Here is a 17,496-nt window from a genome sequence, read left to right on the forward strand (position 1 = left end):
TTATGATATTAGATATTTGAATGTTTGTCCTGCATTATATATCCACAAATAAGCCGTCAGTAGAATGAGTGTTACACGCATGATTCTTTGCCAATTCATCGGTAATCTTTTCAACAAGAAACCATAAGCTATTGGGATGATAAATGCCCATCCTGCTGTCATAATATATACTTCCGTAATACCAAAACCAAGGATGAGATGCAAAGTGATATCGCATGCGAACCATGCAAGTAACATCTGGAAGAAGCGTTGTTTACGGCTAATAACAATGCCAATAACGAACAATAAGACGACAAAAGCCTCCACTATATAATTCAAGACCCAGTTATAAGACACAAAAACAGGTCTATCCCATGACACATCTTTCAATAGATAATGCTGGTGAAGTTGGATGGATTCACCAAAGAAGTTCTCTACCAACGTTGGTACTCGTGGTGTAGATACATCCATCAACTTAGTTATAACCCCATCACCAACAGGTTGTCCGAGATGTGTACGTTGCCATTCATTACGCTGTCGATTATGCTCTAAAACTTTTTGCGGGTCTTTCTTTAGATTCTCCTTTTCGATATGATGGATAACAGCCTGTTGTGGTACTTCTAATAGGTAGTACTGGGATTGCTGAATACCAAGCAACAATAAGAAGGGAAGAATGACTCCTATGATGATAAACTTAGTAGAGAATATCTTCTTTCCATTGGTAAATAGACCTGCTAAAAGCGTCTTTGCACCATTGGAAGTAGCCATCCCTGCAGTGAAGAAAGTTAGTACTAGAGATTGCCAAGGCGTCAATAATAGTCCTTTCTTCATCTTCATTCCTGCAATATAAAGCGTCATTGAAAGCAACATCAGCGATACGATGAAGTGATCGGGTACCATTGAAGGAATAAGGATATGCCCAAAAGAGAAGAGCAAGAGCGTTAGCAGTGTGGCATCCTTCTGCTTCATCTCCATCACTTCACGAAAGACACGATACATAAAGAGTACTGCATAGAAGGCTGAAAAGATGATAATAGCAGCCATGAAATACACAGCAAAGTTATAACCAAAGGTTTGTATGAGCCAATGATTCAATAGATAAAGCGGATAAAGGAACGTTAAGTAAAGTGGATGACGACTAGTTTCAAAGTGAATACGCATCCCAGAGATGGTTATCCACGACCAGTTATCATATCCAGACATACGGAAATGCTTGGTAAAAATGCTCCAGAAACCTCCATGTGCACCCATTGTATAGGTGTGATAATGGCTTGCTATTAATAAGCCATTAAACAGAATGAACACAAGAAGCATGGAAAGAGCAAGCCAACGTTCCTCTTTTCTTACCTTAAATATATTGAATATACGCATTAAAAAACTGTTAATTAACCGCTGCAAAGGTACTAATTAAAGCAGAGCCAACCAAATGTAGTAATGTGTAAGTTACTTTCTATGCAAGAAGAAGCGCACCAATACGAAGTTAATTGGGACACATATAGCAAACATTGGAATCATGGCTATCTTCTTATCGAGCCCTAACATCAGAAAAGCATGCAATGTAAGGGTTTGCAGGAGATAGTTTACTATATGTGAGAAAACAAAACCTAAACCTCGTTTGGCAGTTGATTTAACACGGAAAGTATAGTGAGTTGAGGCGATATAATTAAAGGTGAAGCTCACAAAGTAACCAATAGTATTTGACAAGAGAGGCTGTAACCACAATAGCATAAGTAAATAGATACCATACTGGATGGCTGTTGCTAAACCACCAACAATGATGAATCTAACGATTTCACCGAGCTTCTTCTTATCTAAAACATCCTTTCTCATCCTATTCCTCATTCTCTCTAAAAGGCTTATAAAAGCCTTGATCGGCATAAGCTAATAGTTCTTTATCTCCACGACTATCGCCGAAAGCGATTAAAGTATAGGCATTGCGCTGTGGGAAGAGTGCTTGCAAGCGTCGCACTTTCTCTACTCCATAACAATTATTAGTAATGAATTTGCCCGTTAAACGGTTATTAAGAACTTCAATCTTAGTACCCACAACGATTATATTATTATCCATTTCATCGAAGAAAGGACGCACCCAGTTATCTATACTTGCGCTGATTATCACAACTTGAGCACCTTCCTCTATTGCTTTCTTTATTGTCTTCACTCCTTTCGGACGCAGGAGTTGCTTATTATGAAAGGCAAACTCTGTACAAAGATGGTTGAAATCATCTATCAGCATACCTTTAAAGAACCATGAGAACACCCGTTGTTTTGCCTTCCAATTAGGATAGAGTTTTAACTTCATGAGCACCAGTAAGGGAGAAAACAATAAGAATCCGAACAAGAAGGCAGTATTTCCTCTAGCAAAGCGAATGAACTCTAAGAGTGTATCCTTCGTCGTTAATGTACCATCGAAGTCGAAAGCATAAACCTTCTTTACCATCATCTGCCCCCCTTCTTATAGTACATAAATAATGAAAAGGAAAGCTAATCCAAAAGCCAAAACGACAAATTGCATGAAACGGTCATGCAACATCACCTTCGTCGGATCGCCACTTCTCTTATCAACAACAGCGATTTGGATATAACGCAATAGACCAACAAGAACAAAAACACTGGTCAGATAGAGGTAATCCGTGTGGAAGTTATGTATTGTCTCAGGGCTAACAGTGTACATGATATAGCACACGAGGGTCACACTAGACGTTATTGTTATTGCTTGATTGATGAAAGTTAGGTTGTAACGAATGGTGTTTTGGCGTGGTGCATGCCCTGTTTCATTCATTCTAACGACATCATCTCGTCGCTTAGCAAAGGATAAGAAGAGCATGAGAAGAAAGGTCATTAGGACGATCCACTTACTTAGATGAATGCTTGTAGCATATCCACCCGCAAGGATTCGAAGAACAAATCCAAAGGAAACAACACACACATCAATGATTGCATACTGCTTCAACTTTAGGCAATAGGCTATATTTAGGATCCAATAAAACAAGATTACGAATGCTGTCTCCAGTTGGTTGTGAGGCAACAAAAAGGTCGAAAGCATCGAAAGAATGAACATCAAGAACATAAGTATATAACCTTGCGTGATACTGATTGCACCTGACGCCAAAGGGCGATGGCACTTCACAGGATGTCGCCTATCGTCATCTACATCGACAATATCGTTCAGACAATAGATAGAAGAGGCTGCAAAACTGAAACAAAGGGCTGTGACAAGTCCTGCATAAACGGATTCTATATGCAATAACGCACCTCCGAAAAAGACAGGAAGGAGTACTACAAGGTTCTTAACCCATTGATGTGGGCGTATTAAACGGATGAGATTCTTCATTATTTCAGCTTATTCTCTAAGGGTGTTATAATTCTTTCTAACAACTGATGGACAATCCATGCAGCGCATAAGGTTATGCTGGTAGTTAATAAGAAGGTGGGCCAATATGTCCAATGGAGCTGTTCCACATACGCTAATACAAAATGGTCATGGATAAGATAAGCCTCTAGACTTAACGTACCAACAAACTTGAAGGCCTTATTGATGGCTACTGGTGTACGACGGAACACTCGATTCAACAATAAGATGGTTGTAATTGTAAGCGGAATATATAACATTCTCTCTTGAAAAAGGGGGAATTGACCATGCTTCTCTTGCTCTAAAAAGATGCTAGAAGCCAATGCCATGATGAATATTAACCATATCATCCATATTGAAGTACCATCCATTGTATCTTTCCGTTGCACAGATGCAGCCATATTAATGCCTATGAAGAAGATAGGAACCCTACTCCAAAAAATTTCCAAATGCCCGACTGCATTATTAATGGGTGTAACGTATTGTACTAATATGCACCACATCAACATCACAACAGGCAACCATTGGTAAATGGGGTGCGTGAGGATGAGCTTCATGTAGAATGGACTCAACAGGTAAAGGAGCATAATTGCAGGGATATACCAGAACGTTAACTCGTCATGTAACCAAAAGTCCCAATTAATCAAGATATCTCCTATCAAATCAATAATGCTTACGCTATGTCCACTATGTTGTACAAAGGATAAGTCGAGGTAATCGGGAATATAATACAAAGAGGCTAAAAGCAACCAAGTTGGATAAATGCGTAAGAACCTACGAGTGAAGAAGTGGGACAAAGAGGGGCGTTTGGTCCATGAGAACCAAAGTCCCATACCACTAAGAAAAAGGAAGATATCAACACCGATATTACCCATTCTTCTCAATCCAAAGAACATGTCTTCACGAGGTAACCCTACATGGAATAGGATTACAAAGAGCATGGCTGCACCCATTAACTCACCTCGATAGCGGCTGATATTAGCCAATTCTATGTCCTTTATCTTCATATCTTTTCTTCGATGAATCCGTTAATTTATTACTTATAATTCTTTAGTCGAGGGCTGGGAATACGCTTCATTAATTCTTTAAAGAACCAAGCTAGGCAGATGGAACTGATAATATAGAGTAGAAGTCCCGTCCAGTAATCCCCTTCACGAGACAATGGTATAAAGATCTTACGCGTGATGGGATGACAAACAAATAGGGCTGCTGAAATGCTACCAACCCACGTAAGCATTGCCATAAAGCCCGTCTTATATTCTTTTTGTGCAACTTGCAATCTACTGGCTAGCTTTACAAAACTAACAGAAGCTATACAAACAGCCAACGGAACGAAGTACCATGTGATGTAATTAAAGCTCATCAAGACGATAGCAAATAGTGAGAGAAGAAACAAAACAAGGTGAGTTGCTGTATTCAAAGGGCGCATATAACGAGCATAAAGCACACCAAAACCAAATGGGAGCATACCTCCAATAAAGTTATAACGCCATCTATTCAAGGCTTCCCCCTCGGGGTCACAAGCTAACTGGATGACTGCACAGATAACGATTAACAATACATTCCATAGCCAATGACGCCGATAAAGGCAAAGCCGATAAACAATATAGAACTGAATCATCAGTCCAAAGAACCAGTAAGGACCGGGCCATATAATGTCATCAGGGTGTGGCAATAGGTTATTAAAAAGTCCCATTTGACCGATAATATCCATCACTGCATAATGATGTGGGCTCGGTGTAATAGCATCCAACATGGTAAATGCAACAAAACCAACTATCATCATGCTGAATAACTTTAGCCAATGATACTTAATAAAGCACCAAACTGGTAACTTTTCCTGCATGGGTTGGCAATCTCCCTGTGGCACTTCCCTCTGTTGCTCATACTTCATTGTCAATCCATAAGCCGAAAGGAAGAGGAAAACAGGAACTCCATAATGACCGAAAAAAGACAGAATATGAAAGAAGAAGAGCGTATCCAACGGACTATGTACCACATGATAGAACCAGTTAACATTCTCTTGAAAATACTGATACTCGTTCTCCTTCACCACAGGAGCTAGCCAGTGGCAATAGTTATGGAGGAATATTCCTATGATGGCAAGGCCTCTCAAGGCATTACACTCTGCTCTTGTCAAGAGTTCTCTTTTCATTTCTTTGCTTCAACAAGTTTATCGTAATCGGTCGTATTCTTTAATAATCGAGGTCGTCTCTCATCATACTTCGAACTCAAAATATTATATTCAGCATGATAATCCTTCGTATGGATGCCTGCTAAATACAATAACATGTGAGGCAAGGCATCTGTCATAAAACGACGATTCTTCGCTGCTTTGATCTCACGGAACACTTCTGGATGATTTGCAATATACTTCTTTGAACAATAAACCCAGAATGGTATCTCGAATTCAAACCTAGCCAAATCATAGTCAATAGCGGCTGAATGCTTCCTACAAATAAAGCCTCTATTTCCTTCGTAACACTCTTCTCCATGGTCAGGCATATAAATGACGATGGCATCTTGGTTCTTGAAACGTTTGACGATTTGGTTTACTATTGAGTCATTGTATAGTATTGCATTGTCATAATGCGCCAAGACGCTACGCTCACTCACATTCAGATCACTCCGTTTGTTGGTATAATCATCTGCATGAAAGTGTCTTCTATCGCTTGGATAGCGTTGTTTATAAGCCACATGTTGCCCAATTAGATGAAAGATGATAAGGTTATGATCGGTACTCTGCTGCTTCTCTTTTTTATCGAAGTCATCGAGCAAACCACTATCATATTGATATAATTGATCATTACGAGTATCAAACATGGCTTGAGAAAGCTCTGGATGATTTAAGAAGAAACCGCCACTAAAATCATAAACAGCCTCCTTTGCCTTTGGTAAGAACTGATTGGTAATGAATGTCACATGGTAACCAGCCTTACGGAAAAGCTCTGGGAAGAGAGGATAATCGCACCACTCGCCTTTCTCTCCGACCACATGTAGAGAAAAGACATTCTTAAAGACAAAGCTAGTAAGATTCCATGGCGATACAACATCACTGAATGGAACGAGTAAACCAGACTTCTGTAACTTTATCTGTCGAGGCGTTGTTGGCATGAAGTAACCATACTGTTGCGAATGATGTTTGCCATAACTTTCACCGATGATAAGGACAATATTAGGCGATTTAAACGTACAACTATCCACTTTCACCTTGTCTTTTGCCTCAATCAATCGGTCTATCTGCTGTGAAGCTAACTCATTTGCAAAGATGCTAAAGGCAAGTCTATACACGGGAAGATAGAACTGTGCGCAATCACTTGTGGTCAGTTCATGTTCGACAGAACCTATCGTATCCATCGAGAACATCTGTACCATTTCCTTCTTATTATGCGCAGAAGTACAAGCAGACCACACCAATAAGCCCAAACTTAACGCTCCTAATACTGGTTGAAGACGATTAATACCTTTGCAAAGAACCGCATAACTCTTCTGCAACTTATCAGGTAACTGCATCCTTACTTTGCCCCAGAAAGCACAAAGAATATGGATAAGCATAATCAACAGAACCAGCCCGACACCAGAAAAGAGTAGATCAGCACTGAAGTAACTACTAAAGAACTCACTTGCTTCTCTCCCATCTGTTTCCCCTACAAGCAGCAACATTGAAGGGTTTAATGTCGATTGGAACTTCTCCCAACAGAATGCATCTGCCATCGTCGTTACATAGGCAATAACATATAAGAAAGCACGAATCCATCGACGTACACGTATCGGGATGAATGTAAGCAATAGACATACAACGTACAAATCAAGGAAGAGTTCTAACCAAAGATTACCATAGACACAAGCATCCGGATTGTCTCTTGGCAACTCTTCATACGTGACTAACACACCGATGAGATACATGAAGAAAAAGAATCGGGCATTCTCCTTAATAGGCTGATACACCTTATTTAATAAGCAAGCTACACTTCTCAAAATTTTCATATACACACTTTCATTTCCTTGCAAAGTTAACTTAAATTTATGATATGTCAACTTTTAACAACAGAATTAACATTATACTCTTTATATAAAGGTGCTTTTTCCAATCTCAATATACCCAATAAATAAAGTGACAAGGGCGCCTCATGTATACTTCAAAGGTAACAAGTAGACATCATAAAGATACTTTTCATCACGACACATAACTGACCATTTCAATTACACAAAACACCTTCTTATTCTTTTAACAATAACCTTTTAAATTAACAGAATCAACACCTTGTGATTATAAAACTTACAAATTAGAAACAAAAAGCATTATCTGGAAAAGAATACTGACCATATTGACAACTAAAAGGAAACAAAAATTCTCTATATTTGTACCAATAGACTAAAGGCATAAATACAATCACTTAACGAGCACAAGACCTACGTCACAAAAATTATCAGATAATTAACAAGTTAGAGAGAACTAATCCCAAATAATAACTAAATATGAACCAAATGAGAAGAACGAATTTTCTATTACTACTTTTGCTTGGCTTATTCCAAGTAACAAACATTCATGCCGTGGTAAAGGGAGACCGAATTACCACCTATGGTAAAACTTATGTCGTGACTGCAAAACGTGATGCTGGCAACGGACACCCTGCAGCTTACGAAGTTGCTTTTATATCCTCTGGTCTTATGACTGTGAATATTCCAAGAGAGATACAGGACACTGCAAAGGAACACAAATGGAAAGTTACAGCCATTATGGACAATAGTCGTGTACCGAATGCAACATCTGTTACGATCCCAAACACTGTACGAACGATAAATGCCAATTGTTTGATAGGTAAGAAACTCACAACTATTCACATTCCTGAATCTGTAACAAACATCCAAAACGGAGCCTTTGCTTTTACCTCCGCGCTAACATCCATCACTGTAGAAACAGCCAACCCCTATTATTATTCACAAGATGGCGTACTCTACTCAAAGGAAGATTCGGGCAATAAATGCCTTGTTGCTTACCCTGTAGCAAGGCAAGGAACAGACTACCATATCCCCGATGGAATCGTTGGTATTCGTCCCAATGCATTACAATGGAGCCAGTTTTTAGAAATAGTATATCTACCTAGTACACTTACAGAATTACCTGCGGAAGATGGATACAATGGTTTTACGAGTGCTTTGAAACTAAAGGCTATACAGGTTGATGACGCTAACCCGAAGTTTTCAAGTGTAGATGGAGTCATCTTATCTAAGGCAAAGACAGAGCTTGTTGTCTATCCTAATGCAAAAGACGACGACCCTTATATCATCCCTTCTACTGTCATAAAAATCCTTGAAGGGGCTTTTGGTAGAGTATGCAATATCAAGAATATCGTAATGAATCCACCGCTAAAAGAGATTGGTAAAGAAGCTTTCAAAGATTGTGTACAACTCTGTTCTGTCTCCATTCCTGCTTCTATCACTAAGATTGAGAATGGTGCTTTTTCAGGGGCATACAAGGTAAATAGCTTCCATGTTGATAGTGAAAATCAAGTCTACAAAACCGATGAAAAGGGAGTTATCTACACATTGAATGGAGAAGAACTTGCCCACTTCCCTGCAGGATTAAAGGGGTCTTACAAGACATTACCGACTACTAAGAAGATCCTTGAAGATGCCTTTAAAGGTGCGCCGAAGATCGAAAAGGTTGTATTTAATAGTGGCTTGGAAGAGATAGAGAAAGACGCTTTCCAATACACCACATCATTAAAGGAGATAACCTTTGCTGCACCAGCCACAATTACTAAGATTGGCACCTTTTCCTTCACAGGTGCAGCCTTGGAGTCATTGACCTTACCCTCTTCCTTAAAGTCACTTGAGTGGTCGGCTTTTGCTAATTGTAGCAAGTTACAAACCGTAAAGATTGATAATGGAACGAAGTTAGAAACACTTGGTCGCGAGGCTTTCGCCAACTGCAATAGTCTTGAGTCATTCACTTTTGAAGGCAATAGTTATGCAGAAACGATTGGTAGCAACGCTTTTAAAGGCGATAGCAAACTAAGCAGTTTCACCTTTCCTGCTAAAGTGAAAACCATCGAGGAAGCAGCTTTCAATGGATGTGAGAATCTAACATCTATCACCTTTCCAACCAATGCAGAGATAACAACCATTGGTAAAGGTGCTTTCCAAAATGCGCTTGCATTAACAGGTATTGAATTACCGGCTTCAGTAAGAACCATCGAAGAGTCTGCCTTCAATAGTTGCCAAAATCTGAAAGAGATAAAGATTCCTGCACAAACAAATAACATCAGTCCACAAGCCTTCCAATTCTGTGGCAAACTAAAATCAATCACTGTTGACGAAGATAACCAGACCTACTCTAGTGTGGACGGATTCCTCTTGAGCAAGGATAAGCACACTCTCATCTCCTTCCCTCCAGGAAAGGCTGACACTTACTATACCCTCTTGCCTCCTACTATTGAGAGGATTGGAGACTACGCATTCTACTATAATAAGGATCTTGAAAACATCACTCTCCCTGAGAATGTCACGAGTATTGGACAATATGCATTCGACAAGTGTGCAAAGTTGAACACGATTGCTTTCCTCAACAAAACACCTATTCAAGAGGTAAATATTGGACACAAGGCTTTCAATGAAGAGAACATCGACAAGTCAAAGATTGATATTAGTGTGCGTCAAGATGCTTACAATTCCTACAACATAAATACATTTTGGAATGCTTTCCACCAAGTAATTAGTTCTTTCAAGACTGATAAAGGGTATGGAGCAACCGAATACTTCATTCTCTCAAAGAAGGCTGTAATGGTAGTCGATGTGCAGAGTGACGTTTTCACCTATGTTGTTCCTCAAAAGGTTCAAGCCCCTAACATTCCTAATCATGACTATGAGGTGCGTCTATGGAACGACCGAGCAATGGCAAACAACAACACCAATATACAAGAAGTAGTATTTAATAGCCAACTTGATTACATGGGGATTGATGCTTTCAAAAACTCTAATGGAACAACAACTGTCACTACTCTCTTCTTCACAGGTAACCCTCCTAAAGATATGAGTTCTAAGAAGTGGGACTTAGGAACTGCTTACTCGGAATTCGATAACCATATAACAAAGATCTATGTAAAGAAGACTAAAGTTGAAAACTATCGATCAGCTATAGGATGGACAGACTATGCTAATCGTGTTGACTATCAGATTAAAGACTTAAAGATAACTCACAAGTATGGTACTTTCTCACGTGAGTTTGATACCGACCTAAACGATTACTTCCGCACGAAAGGAGCCTGTAAACTAGCTGCATTTGTCGCTTCTGGAACTGGTATTGTAGCTGGTCATGCTGACTATAACAGCAATAAGGCGGATAAGATAGTAGTCATGCGCAGTATTGATGGATATGGTGGTGTACCTAACGACTATGGTTATCTTCCTGCCGAGACTGGAACTCTTTTAAAGATATTAGATATAGAGACTTTGCCCTACGATTACTATTACACCATCGGAGAAAAGGATCAGAACTCTTATAACATAACGTCAAATATTATGCAGAAAGTTACAGAGAAAGGACGCACTATCACAGCTGGCACAATCCCTCTCTATGTCATCCATGCCAATGAAGGAATCTTCTATAGAGTTCCAACATCTGTTGATATGCCTGTTCATAGGGCTTATGCATTGATTCCCTACACTGCAGGTCATACCAAAGTGAGCTTTATGTTTGAAGGAGAAGAGCAACTCAATAGTAATCCTACATCTATCAACAACATACAGACAAACGACTTTAATAATACACCTTATTACAACCTCAATGGTCAACGGGTAGAGAAACTACAACGTGGTGTCTACATCCATCAAGGGAAAAAGGTGGTTGTTAAATGATTAAAGTAATGGACTTCATGTCTATTCTACTTATTGAGAATACAAAAATTAACTGATAACAAACAATCAATAACAGCCATCATGAAAAAGAATACATATATAACTCCGCAAATAGAACACATCATATTACCAACTGAAGCTATGATGCTGACAGCAACGCCAGGTGTTTCTAGCCAACCATATAACCCAAGTATTCCCGTAGGAGCTAAACCCATTCCCTTCGACGAGGATGAGATTGCCCCCGAACCAACGCATTACTCTCTATGGGATGAGGCTGAGTAATAAGACCAACTATACCCCCTTATCTTCTTAAAGAGTGTTCTTGTATTAGGAAAATAGATTAAAAATTAGCAGGAAACAAACTAATATTTTAAGATTTATAATCTATTTCTCTAATACAAGAGTACTCTTTTCTATGTTAACAACGGGCATCCATGAACATGGATAAGCGTATTTTGTAATTGTGTAAGTTCCATTGTTTCTTTATTTTAAAGTTTCCAAATACAAAGATAAGAAAAATATGGGCTTACACACTTTTTTAAGACAGTACCGCCATTATGTTTATCTTGTTATTATGATATTTAGGAAAATCACAAAATCACAATCACAAAATCACAAAATCAATTATGGTAGTATCATGCTTTTTCTTTATGTAGATAATATATCATTATGTATTATTATTTATTAATAAGGTATTATATTATATTAGGAATCCCTTTTACACATTGAAAATCCTTTTTGTGATTTTGTGATTGTGATTGTGTGATTGATATGATTGATTGAACTTTATCCCATTAGGCAAAGGGCAAAAAAACAAATCATTCTGTCTTATCGTTCCTCATTCTTCATTTGTTTATCTCTCTGTAACATAAGTTATTACAGAGCCATTTGCAATACTTGTTATCCCAGTACCTCGAAAAACTAATGTTTTCTTAAAAATTCTACTTACCTTTGCAGCACAGAAAAGAAAAAGAAGCACCATCCTCTACCTCCAACCGCTGACTCTTAGCCTCTACCTAATGCATGAAACAGCTACAATGGAAGAAAGTCGTAAGTTCAAATGTTAATGATTAAAGTTCAAAAAGGTTAGCATTAATAGGCTCAGAGGTTAGTGTTAACAGGCTTAAAGGTTAGTATTAATGAACAATAGGTAAAATAATGAAATTCAAAGACCAATGCAAGAAACCTATGTCTAGGTTTATACAGATATTAAAAACTGATTTCATCCATTCAAGGGGTTCCACAGAGTCATAATAGAGAAAAGTAAACACACGACAAAAGGGCTTGATTTATCTAACTTGGATTCAAAGGCTACATCGAAAAGAACCTCTTTCAAAGGCATTTCGTTGACGAAATACAGCTTATTACTAAGTTGAAAAGTAACATAGAAGGAGCTTTAATGAGTGTTTCTGACAGGCTTTTACTCAAAAAAGAGCTATTATAGAAACTGTGAATGATGAACTTAAAAACATTGCACAAGTAGAGCACTCCAGACATAGATGCTTTAACAAATTCATCGTCAAATTGTTAGGAATCATTGTCGCCTATTGCCTGTTTCCCAAGAAGCCGTGCATCAATCTACAAAGAACCATTGACACACAGCTTGTATTGTTCAGAATTCGTCGAACTCACATTATTTAACACTTTACTGCCTCATTTAGATAGATTAATACCCCATTAAAATCATCGTGTGTCAAACAAAGGAAATCATTAATAAGAGAAGAAGAGTCTATTACTTAAAACAAAACTAACGATTCGTATTATACCTAAAAAGGAAATAAAAAAACAATAAAGGCAATAAGTGTGCCTAAAAGGGAAACTTATTTCTATTTGAAGAAAGACGTATGTAAATAATTGTAAATACCTTTGCAACGACAAAAACCACTCACGTTTAGACGTAAGGATTAAGTTAGGATAAAAGCAAACAATCGTAGGATAAAAAACAAATAATCACTAGTTAAATAATTAATATAGATTTACTTAAATTATGAGAAAAATTAGATTCTTGTTGTTTGCATTGCTTGCATTGCTGTATGTGACCAATGTAAATGCAATTGTGAAAGGTAACCAGTTCACTCGAGATGGTATTACCTACGAAGTAACCCTTATGCGCCCAGCGGGCAATGGCTTACCTGAGCTCAATGAGGTTCAAGTCGTAAGTTCCACTGTAAGTGGTACTTTAACAATTCCACAAAGTGTTAAGGACTTAAACAATCAGTACACTTTTCAAGTTACTGCCATTGGTTCTGCTGGTACATACACCAATGTGACCGCAGTTAATTTGCCAAGTACGCTTAAGTCTATCAAAACAAATGCTTTCTCGAACTCGCAGATTACAACCATCAACATTCCTGCAGGAACCGATGATATCTATAATGGTGCATTTGCTCAGATAGAGAATCTTACGGCAATTACTGTTGATGCTGGTAATTCTAAGTATACAGCAGAAGATGGAGTCCTCTATGAGACTAATAGCGGTAATAAGTATTTGAAAGCTTATCCTGTAGCAAAGGCTGGAACAACATTCACAGTTCCTAGTGGTGTGTATGGTGTTTCTACTAATGGTTTCCAGCTGGCTAAGAATTTAACAACTATCAATCTTCCTGCTTCTATTCAGGATTTACCAACTTCTGCAGAAGCTAATGGTTTTACATCAGCTAAAAAGCTTACAGCTATCAAGGTTGATCCTGCTAATACGAAATTCAAAGATGAAGATGGTGTTGTCCTAACACAGGATGGCAAGACATTGGTTGCATACCCATTCGCAAGACATGGAGTTGTAAACCCAGCTTATGATGGTCCTTTAGTAACAATGCATCCGGGCGAGGTTTATACAATACCAGCCTCTGTTGAGACCATAGCCAAGGGTGCTTTCGCTCAGGTAAGTGAAATAACAGCAGTAAAACTGAACAATGTAAAGAAGATTAGCGCAGGTGCATTCTACTCTGTTCGTAACTTAAGAAACGTTGAGTTGGGTGCTTCTGTTGAGACAATCGAAGATGGTGCTATCACTGGCTCACCTGACTTTACTCGTTTTGCTGTTGATAGCAATAACCCAAACTATACTGCTGATGCAGAAGGTATTATCTATACAAAGAACAAGGAAGAGCTCGTACTCTATCCTTCAGGTAGAGCTGGTGAATATTCAACCTTACCTACTACAAAGAAGATTCGTAAACGTGCATTCTACTATGCACAGAAGGTTACAAAAGTAAACTTCAATAGCGCATTAGAGGACATTGATAATGATGCTTTCCAGGTTACTACAGCTCTTAACGAAATAACTTTCGCAGCACCTTCAAGCTTAAAGAGAATTGGAACTTGGGTGTTCTATATGTCTGGCTTAACAAAGTTGGAATTGCCAGCATCTCTTAAAGAGATAGGGTCATCAGCATTCCGTGCTAATAACAATTTGAAGACTGTTACAGTTGCAAATAATTCTCAATTGGAGTCAATCGGTACTTATGCTTTCTATAGTAATAGTAATCTTGAATCATTCACTTTCGAGGGTTCAACTGCTCTAAAGACTATTAGGGGAAACGCTTTCTCTAATGATACTAAGCTTGCAAGTTTCGATGTTCCTGCAAATGTTGAAACAATTAATAAGGCAGCTTTTGAAGGAACAACTTCTATGAAGCATGTTACATTCCAGGCTCCTGCGAAGATTAAAACGATTGGAGAGGGTGCATTCCAGAATGCTAGCGCCTTGGAGAATATCGACCTTCCTGAAGGTTTGTTAGAAATTAAAAAGGATGCATTCAACAAGTGTACGTCATTGACAGAGATTGGTATTCCTTCTACTGTAACTACGATTGACCCAACAGGTTTCCAGCAAGCTGAGAATTTGGAGAAGTTTACTGTTAATAAGAATAACACAGTTTATTCAAGCGTTGACGGCTTCTTGTTGAGCAAGGATAAGAAGACATTGGTTTCTTTCCCTCCTGCAAAGGCAAACACTTACTACACACTATTGCCTCCAACCATTGAGACAATTGGTGCACAGGCATTCTATGCTATCAACAAGTTGGAGAATATTACCATCCCAGAGAAGGTAAACAGAATCGAGAAGTTTGCATTCGACCAGCTTGTGAATTTGAATACTATTGCTTTCTTGGGTAAGCACCCAATCCCTGCTGCAAACGTAGATCCTTCAGCATTCAATCCAGACAATGTACATCCAAATACAATTGACCTTAGTGTACGCAAAGGTTCTGAGAGCGAATATGCAGCTAATAATGTATGGAAAAAGTTCCATCAGGTAGGAGTTTCATTCTTTGAAGAAACAAATGGTGCTGGTAATGGCGAGACAGAATATTTCCCATTGTCACGGAATGCTGTAATGATTGTTGGTACAAAGGCAGACGTATATACTTACGTTGTACAGCCTAAGGTAACAAATCATTTGGACACTAAGCCATATGAGGTTCGCCTTTGGGGTGACTATGCATTGAACGATAACACAACTAACATTGAAGAGGTTGTCTTCAAGAACACACTTGATTATGTTGGAATTGATGCTTTCAAGAAGCATGATGGCACTTCAACAGTTAAGCGCATCTACTTCACCGCTACTGTTCCTACAAAGGATATGAGTGCAACGAAGTGGGAATACATTGATAACGATGGTCACTATACTCAGAATGAGTTTAGCTCAGACTTGAAGATTTACGTTAAGAAGTCAGCTGAGAATGATTATAAGACTGCTACCGGTTGGGGACGCTATAAAAAGCAAATCTCTTATAAGATTCCAGGTGAAGTAACAATTCAGAACTTGTGGGGTACTTTCGCTCGTGAGTTTGATGCTGACCTTGGTATTTATAACCGTGAAACTGGTAAGGGTAAGGTTGCTGCTTTCGTAGCACAGAAGTCTGCTGACGTAAAGGTTGCTGACCCTGTTCACACATTCGGTATCTATAAGTTCAAGGTTGAGAGTATCGATATGCACGAAGGAGTATCAGGTGATGGTGATGAATCTTATGTTCCTGCAGACAATGGTGTACTCATCGAGGCTAGACAAGGTCGTACATTGCCAGCAGACTTCTACTACGCAATTGGTGAGAAGGACAACAAAACTTACACTATCACCAACAACATGATGACAGGTGTTACTGTAAAGAAGGCTGTTGTTAACTCAACAACCGCTGATCCTCTCTACGCAATGTCAAAGAGTGAAGGTTTGTTCAAGTTAATCAAGCCAGGAACTTCTTTCAACTTCCCTGTTCACAAGGCATACGCAAAACCACAAGATAACTTCAGTGGCGCTGCTAAGGTTCAGCCAGTCTTTGATGAGGAAGATAACAATGATGTAACAGGCATTGAGAACATTGAGAATACGACAACAACTGACAACAATGTTTACTACAACTTGCAAGGTCAGCGTGTAGAGAATCCACAACATGGTGTATTCATCCACAATGGAAAGAAAGTTGTTTTAAAATAAACATTAATAGTATCTTCATTCTGTAAGGAGTGTTGTTCTCTGTACTACACATCGCCAGAAATGTATGCAGAGACAACACTCTAAACAGGGAAGGAACTTTATCCTAAGAGAATTAAAATCTATATTCTACATTTAAAGAGGACCATACAATGAGAAAGAAATTATATATAACACCTGCCATAGAATACATCGGCGTTGAATCAGAGACATTGATGTTGACAGCAACAGCAGCTCGTACAACGACTAATCAAGAAGCTGCAACAGGTCAGCAAGGTGGTAGCCCAATACCACAAAGTGGTTATGCCAGTGAAGGCGATGTAGGCGCAAAGGAATCACCATTCCTCTTTGACGAAAATTACTCAGTTTGGAACGATTAAAGCTAAAGAGTGACATCTATAACTTTTTTAGGTTAGGAGCAGATTCTTCATAAAGAGTCTGCTCCTTCGTTTATAGTGTGCGTCACAATAGTACATATTGTCAATGACAAAAGTACATATTGTGGGGCACAAAAGTATATATTGTCAACCACAAGACTAATAAAACCTCAGTCCTATACTGAGATACCCTAGGTCCTATACTGAGATACCCTAGGTATAGAACCATGATAACTTGAGTAATATTGAGAAGGGTGCTTAAAAGTTTAATAGGACTTGTAAGGCACGAGTTATACACCCGTAGGGCACGGAAGTATAACCCGTATCCCACGAAAGTACATTTCGTCGTTGTTAACAATTAAGCCTTTTGCTTAGCAAGTTTTCTTTGATTTAGAATTACAGGTTAGACATCTAAGCATTATTATGCCTTCGGAATATGTAAATTAAAGAACAATTAATTGTAAATTAGAAAAGGATTGACGTTTAAGTTA

Annotated in this window: 11 protein-coding genes and 1 pseudogene; 5 read left to right on the top strand and 7 right to left on the bottom strand. The window is 38.6% G+C overall.

The window, feature by feature from the left end:
* The 7 genes from O3603_RS07145 to O3603_RS07175 all read right to left on the bottom strand — a co-directional run bounded on the left by O3603_RS07145 (position 1) and on the right by O3603_RS07175 (position 7,318).
* The gene (locus tag O3603_RS07145; RefSeq protein ID WP_371521825.1) at positions 1-1,350 is read right to left on the bottom strand and encodes a DUF6080 domain-containing protein; all 1,350 of its coding nucleotides are present in this window, start codon (positions 1,348-1,350) and stop codon (positions 1-3) included.
* A 72-nt stretch (positions 1,351-1,422) separates the two neighbouring features.
* Positions 1,423-1,809 (bottom strand): GtrA family protein, encoded by a 387-nt coding sequence (locus tag O3603_RS07150; protein ID WP_287315392.1) that lies wholly within the window; start codon positions 1,807-1,809, stop codon positions 1,423-1,425.
* 1 nt (position 1,810) lies between these two features.
* Positions 1,811-2,422 (bottom strand): HAD family hydrolase, encoded by a 612-nt coding sequence (locus O3603_RS07155; RefSeq protein ID WP_371521827.1) that lies wholly within the window; start codon positions 2,420-2,422, stop codon positions 1,811-1,813.
* A 12-nt stretch (positions 2,423-2,434) separates the two neighbouring features.
* Positions 2,435-3,313 carry a decaprenyl-phosphate phosphoribosyltransferase gene (locus O3603_RS07160; protein WP_371521829.1) on the bottom strand — a complete coding sequence of 293 codons (879 nt, stop codon included), beginning with the start codon at positions 3,311-3,313 and terminating at the stop codon, positions 2,435-2,437.
* Positions 3,313-4,338 carry an acyltransferase family protein gene (locus tag O3603_RS07165; RefSeq protein ID WP_371521831.1) on the bottom strand — a complete coding sequence of 342 codons (1,026 nt, stop codon included), beginning with the start codon at positions 4,336-4,338 and terminating at the stop codon, positions 3,313-3,315. Before O3603_RS07165 ends, O3603_RS07160 begins: the two co-directional genes overlap by 1 nt.
* Before the next feature lie 29 nt (positions 4,339-4,367).
* Positions 4,368-5,486, bottom strand: a complete 1,119-nt coding sequence (locus O3603_RS07170) for an acyltransferase family protein (protein WP_371521833.1) — start codon at positions 5,484-5,486, stop codon at positions 4,368-4,370.
* Positions 5,483-7,318 carry a sulfatase-like hydrolase/transferase gene (locus O3603_RS07175; protein WP_371521835.1) on the bottom strand — a complete coding sequence of 612 codons (1,836 nt, stop codon included), beginning with the start codon at positions 7,316-7,318 and terminating at the stop codon, positions 5,483-5,485. The genes O3603_RS07170 and O3603_RS07175 overlap by 4 nt, the downstream gene beginning before the upstream one ends.
* A gap of 501 nt (positions 7,319-7,819) precedes the next feature.
* Here O3603_RS07175 and O3603_RS07180 point away from each other — a divergent pair.
* The 5 genes and pseudogenes from O3603_RS07180 (at position 7,820) to O3603_RS07200 (ending at position 17,008) form a co-directional block, all read left to right on the top strand.
* Positions 7,820-11,191 (top strand): leucine-rich repeat protein, encoded by a 3,372-nt coding sequence (locus tag O3603_RS07180; RefSeq protein WP_371521837.1) that lies wholly within the window; start codon positions 7,820-7,822, stop codon positions 11,189-11,191.
* A gap of 81 nt (positions 11,192-11,272) precedes the next feature.
* Positions 11,273-11,473 (top strand): hypothetical protein, encoded by a 201-nt coding sequence (locus tag O3603_RS07185; RefSeq protein ID WP_371521839.1) that lies wholly within the window; start codon positions 11,273-11,275, stop codon positions 11,471-11,473.
* A gap of 1,015 nt (positions 11,474-12,488) precedes the next feature.
* A pseudogene (locus O3603_RS07190) lies at positions 12,489-12,832 on the top strand (transposase); the annotation flags it as partial.
* Positions 12,833-13,178: 346 nt separating this feature from the next.
* Positions 13,179-16,631, top strand: coding sequence for a leucine-rich repeat protein (locus O3603_RS07195; RefSeq protein WP_371521841.1), 3,453 nt, complete (start codon positions 13,179-13,181; stop codon positions 16,629-16,631).
* Between the two features lie 149 nt (positions 16,632-16,780).
* Positions 16,781-17,008: a hypothetical protein gene (locus O3603_RS07200; protein ID WP_287315384.1), complete on the top strand. Its 228-nt coding sequence runs from the start codon at positions 16,781-16,783 to the stop codon at positions 17,006-17,008.
* The last annotated feature ends 488 nt before the right edge of the window (positions 17,009-17,496 follow it).

It is taken from the genome of Prevotella sp. 20925_1_30, from assembly GCF_041433025.1.
Taxonomy (GTDB): Bacteria; Bacteroidota; Bacteroidia; order Bacteroidales; family Bacteroidaceae; genus Prevotella; species Prevotella vespertina.

Coding starts and splice junctions, on each gene's coding strand:
- O3603_RS07145 (WP_371521825.1), bottom strand. CDS start 1,350: ATGCGTATATTCAATATATTTAAGGTAAGAAAAGAGGAACGTTGGCTT.
- O3603_RS07150 (WP_287315392.1), bottom strand. CDS start 1,809: ATGAGAAAGGATGTTTTAGATAAGAAGAAGCTCGGTGAAATCGTTAGA.
- O3603_RS07155 (WP_371521827.1), bottom strand. CDS start 2,422: ATGATGGTAAAGAAGGTTTATGCTTTCGACTTCGATGGTACATTAACG.
- O3603_RS07160 (WP_371521829.1), bottom strand. CDS start 3,313: ATGAAGAATCTCATCCGTTTAATACGCCCACATCAATGGGTTAAGAAC.
- O3603_RS07165 (WP_371521831.1), bottom strand. CDS start 4,338: ATGAAGATAAAGGACATAGAATTGGCTAATATCAGCCGCTATCGAGGT.
- O3603_RS07170 (WP_371521833.1), bottom strand. CDS start 5,486: ATGAAAAGAGAACTCTTGACAAGAGCAGAGTGTAATGCCTTGAGAGGC.
- O3603_RS07175 (WP_371521835.1), bottom strand. CDS start 7,318: ATGAAAATTTTGAGAAGTGTAGCTTGCTTATTAAATAAGGTGTATCAG.
- O3603_RS07180 (WP_371521837.1), top strand. CDS start 7,820: ATGAGAAGAACGAATTTTCTATTACTACTTTTGCTTGGCTTATTCCAA.
- O3603_RS07185 (WP_371521839.1), top strand. CDS start 11,273: ATGAAAAAGAATACATATATAACTCCGCAAATAGAACACATCATATTA.
- O3603_RS07195 (WP_371521841.1), top strand. CDS start 13,179: ATGAGAAAAATTAGATTCTTGTTGTTTGCATTGCTTGCATTGCTGTAT.
- O3603_RS07200 (WP_287315384.1), top strand. CDS start 16,781: ATGAGAAAGAAATTATATATAACACCTGCCATAGAATACATCGGCGTT.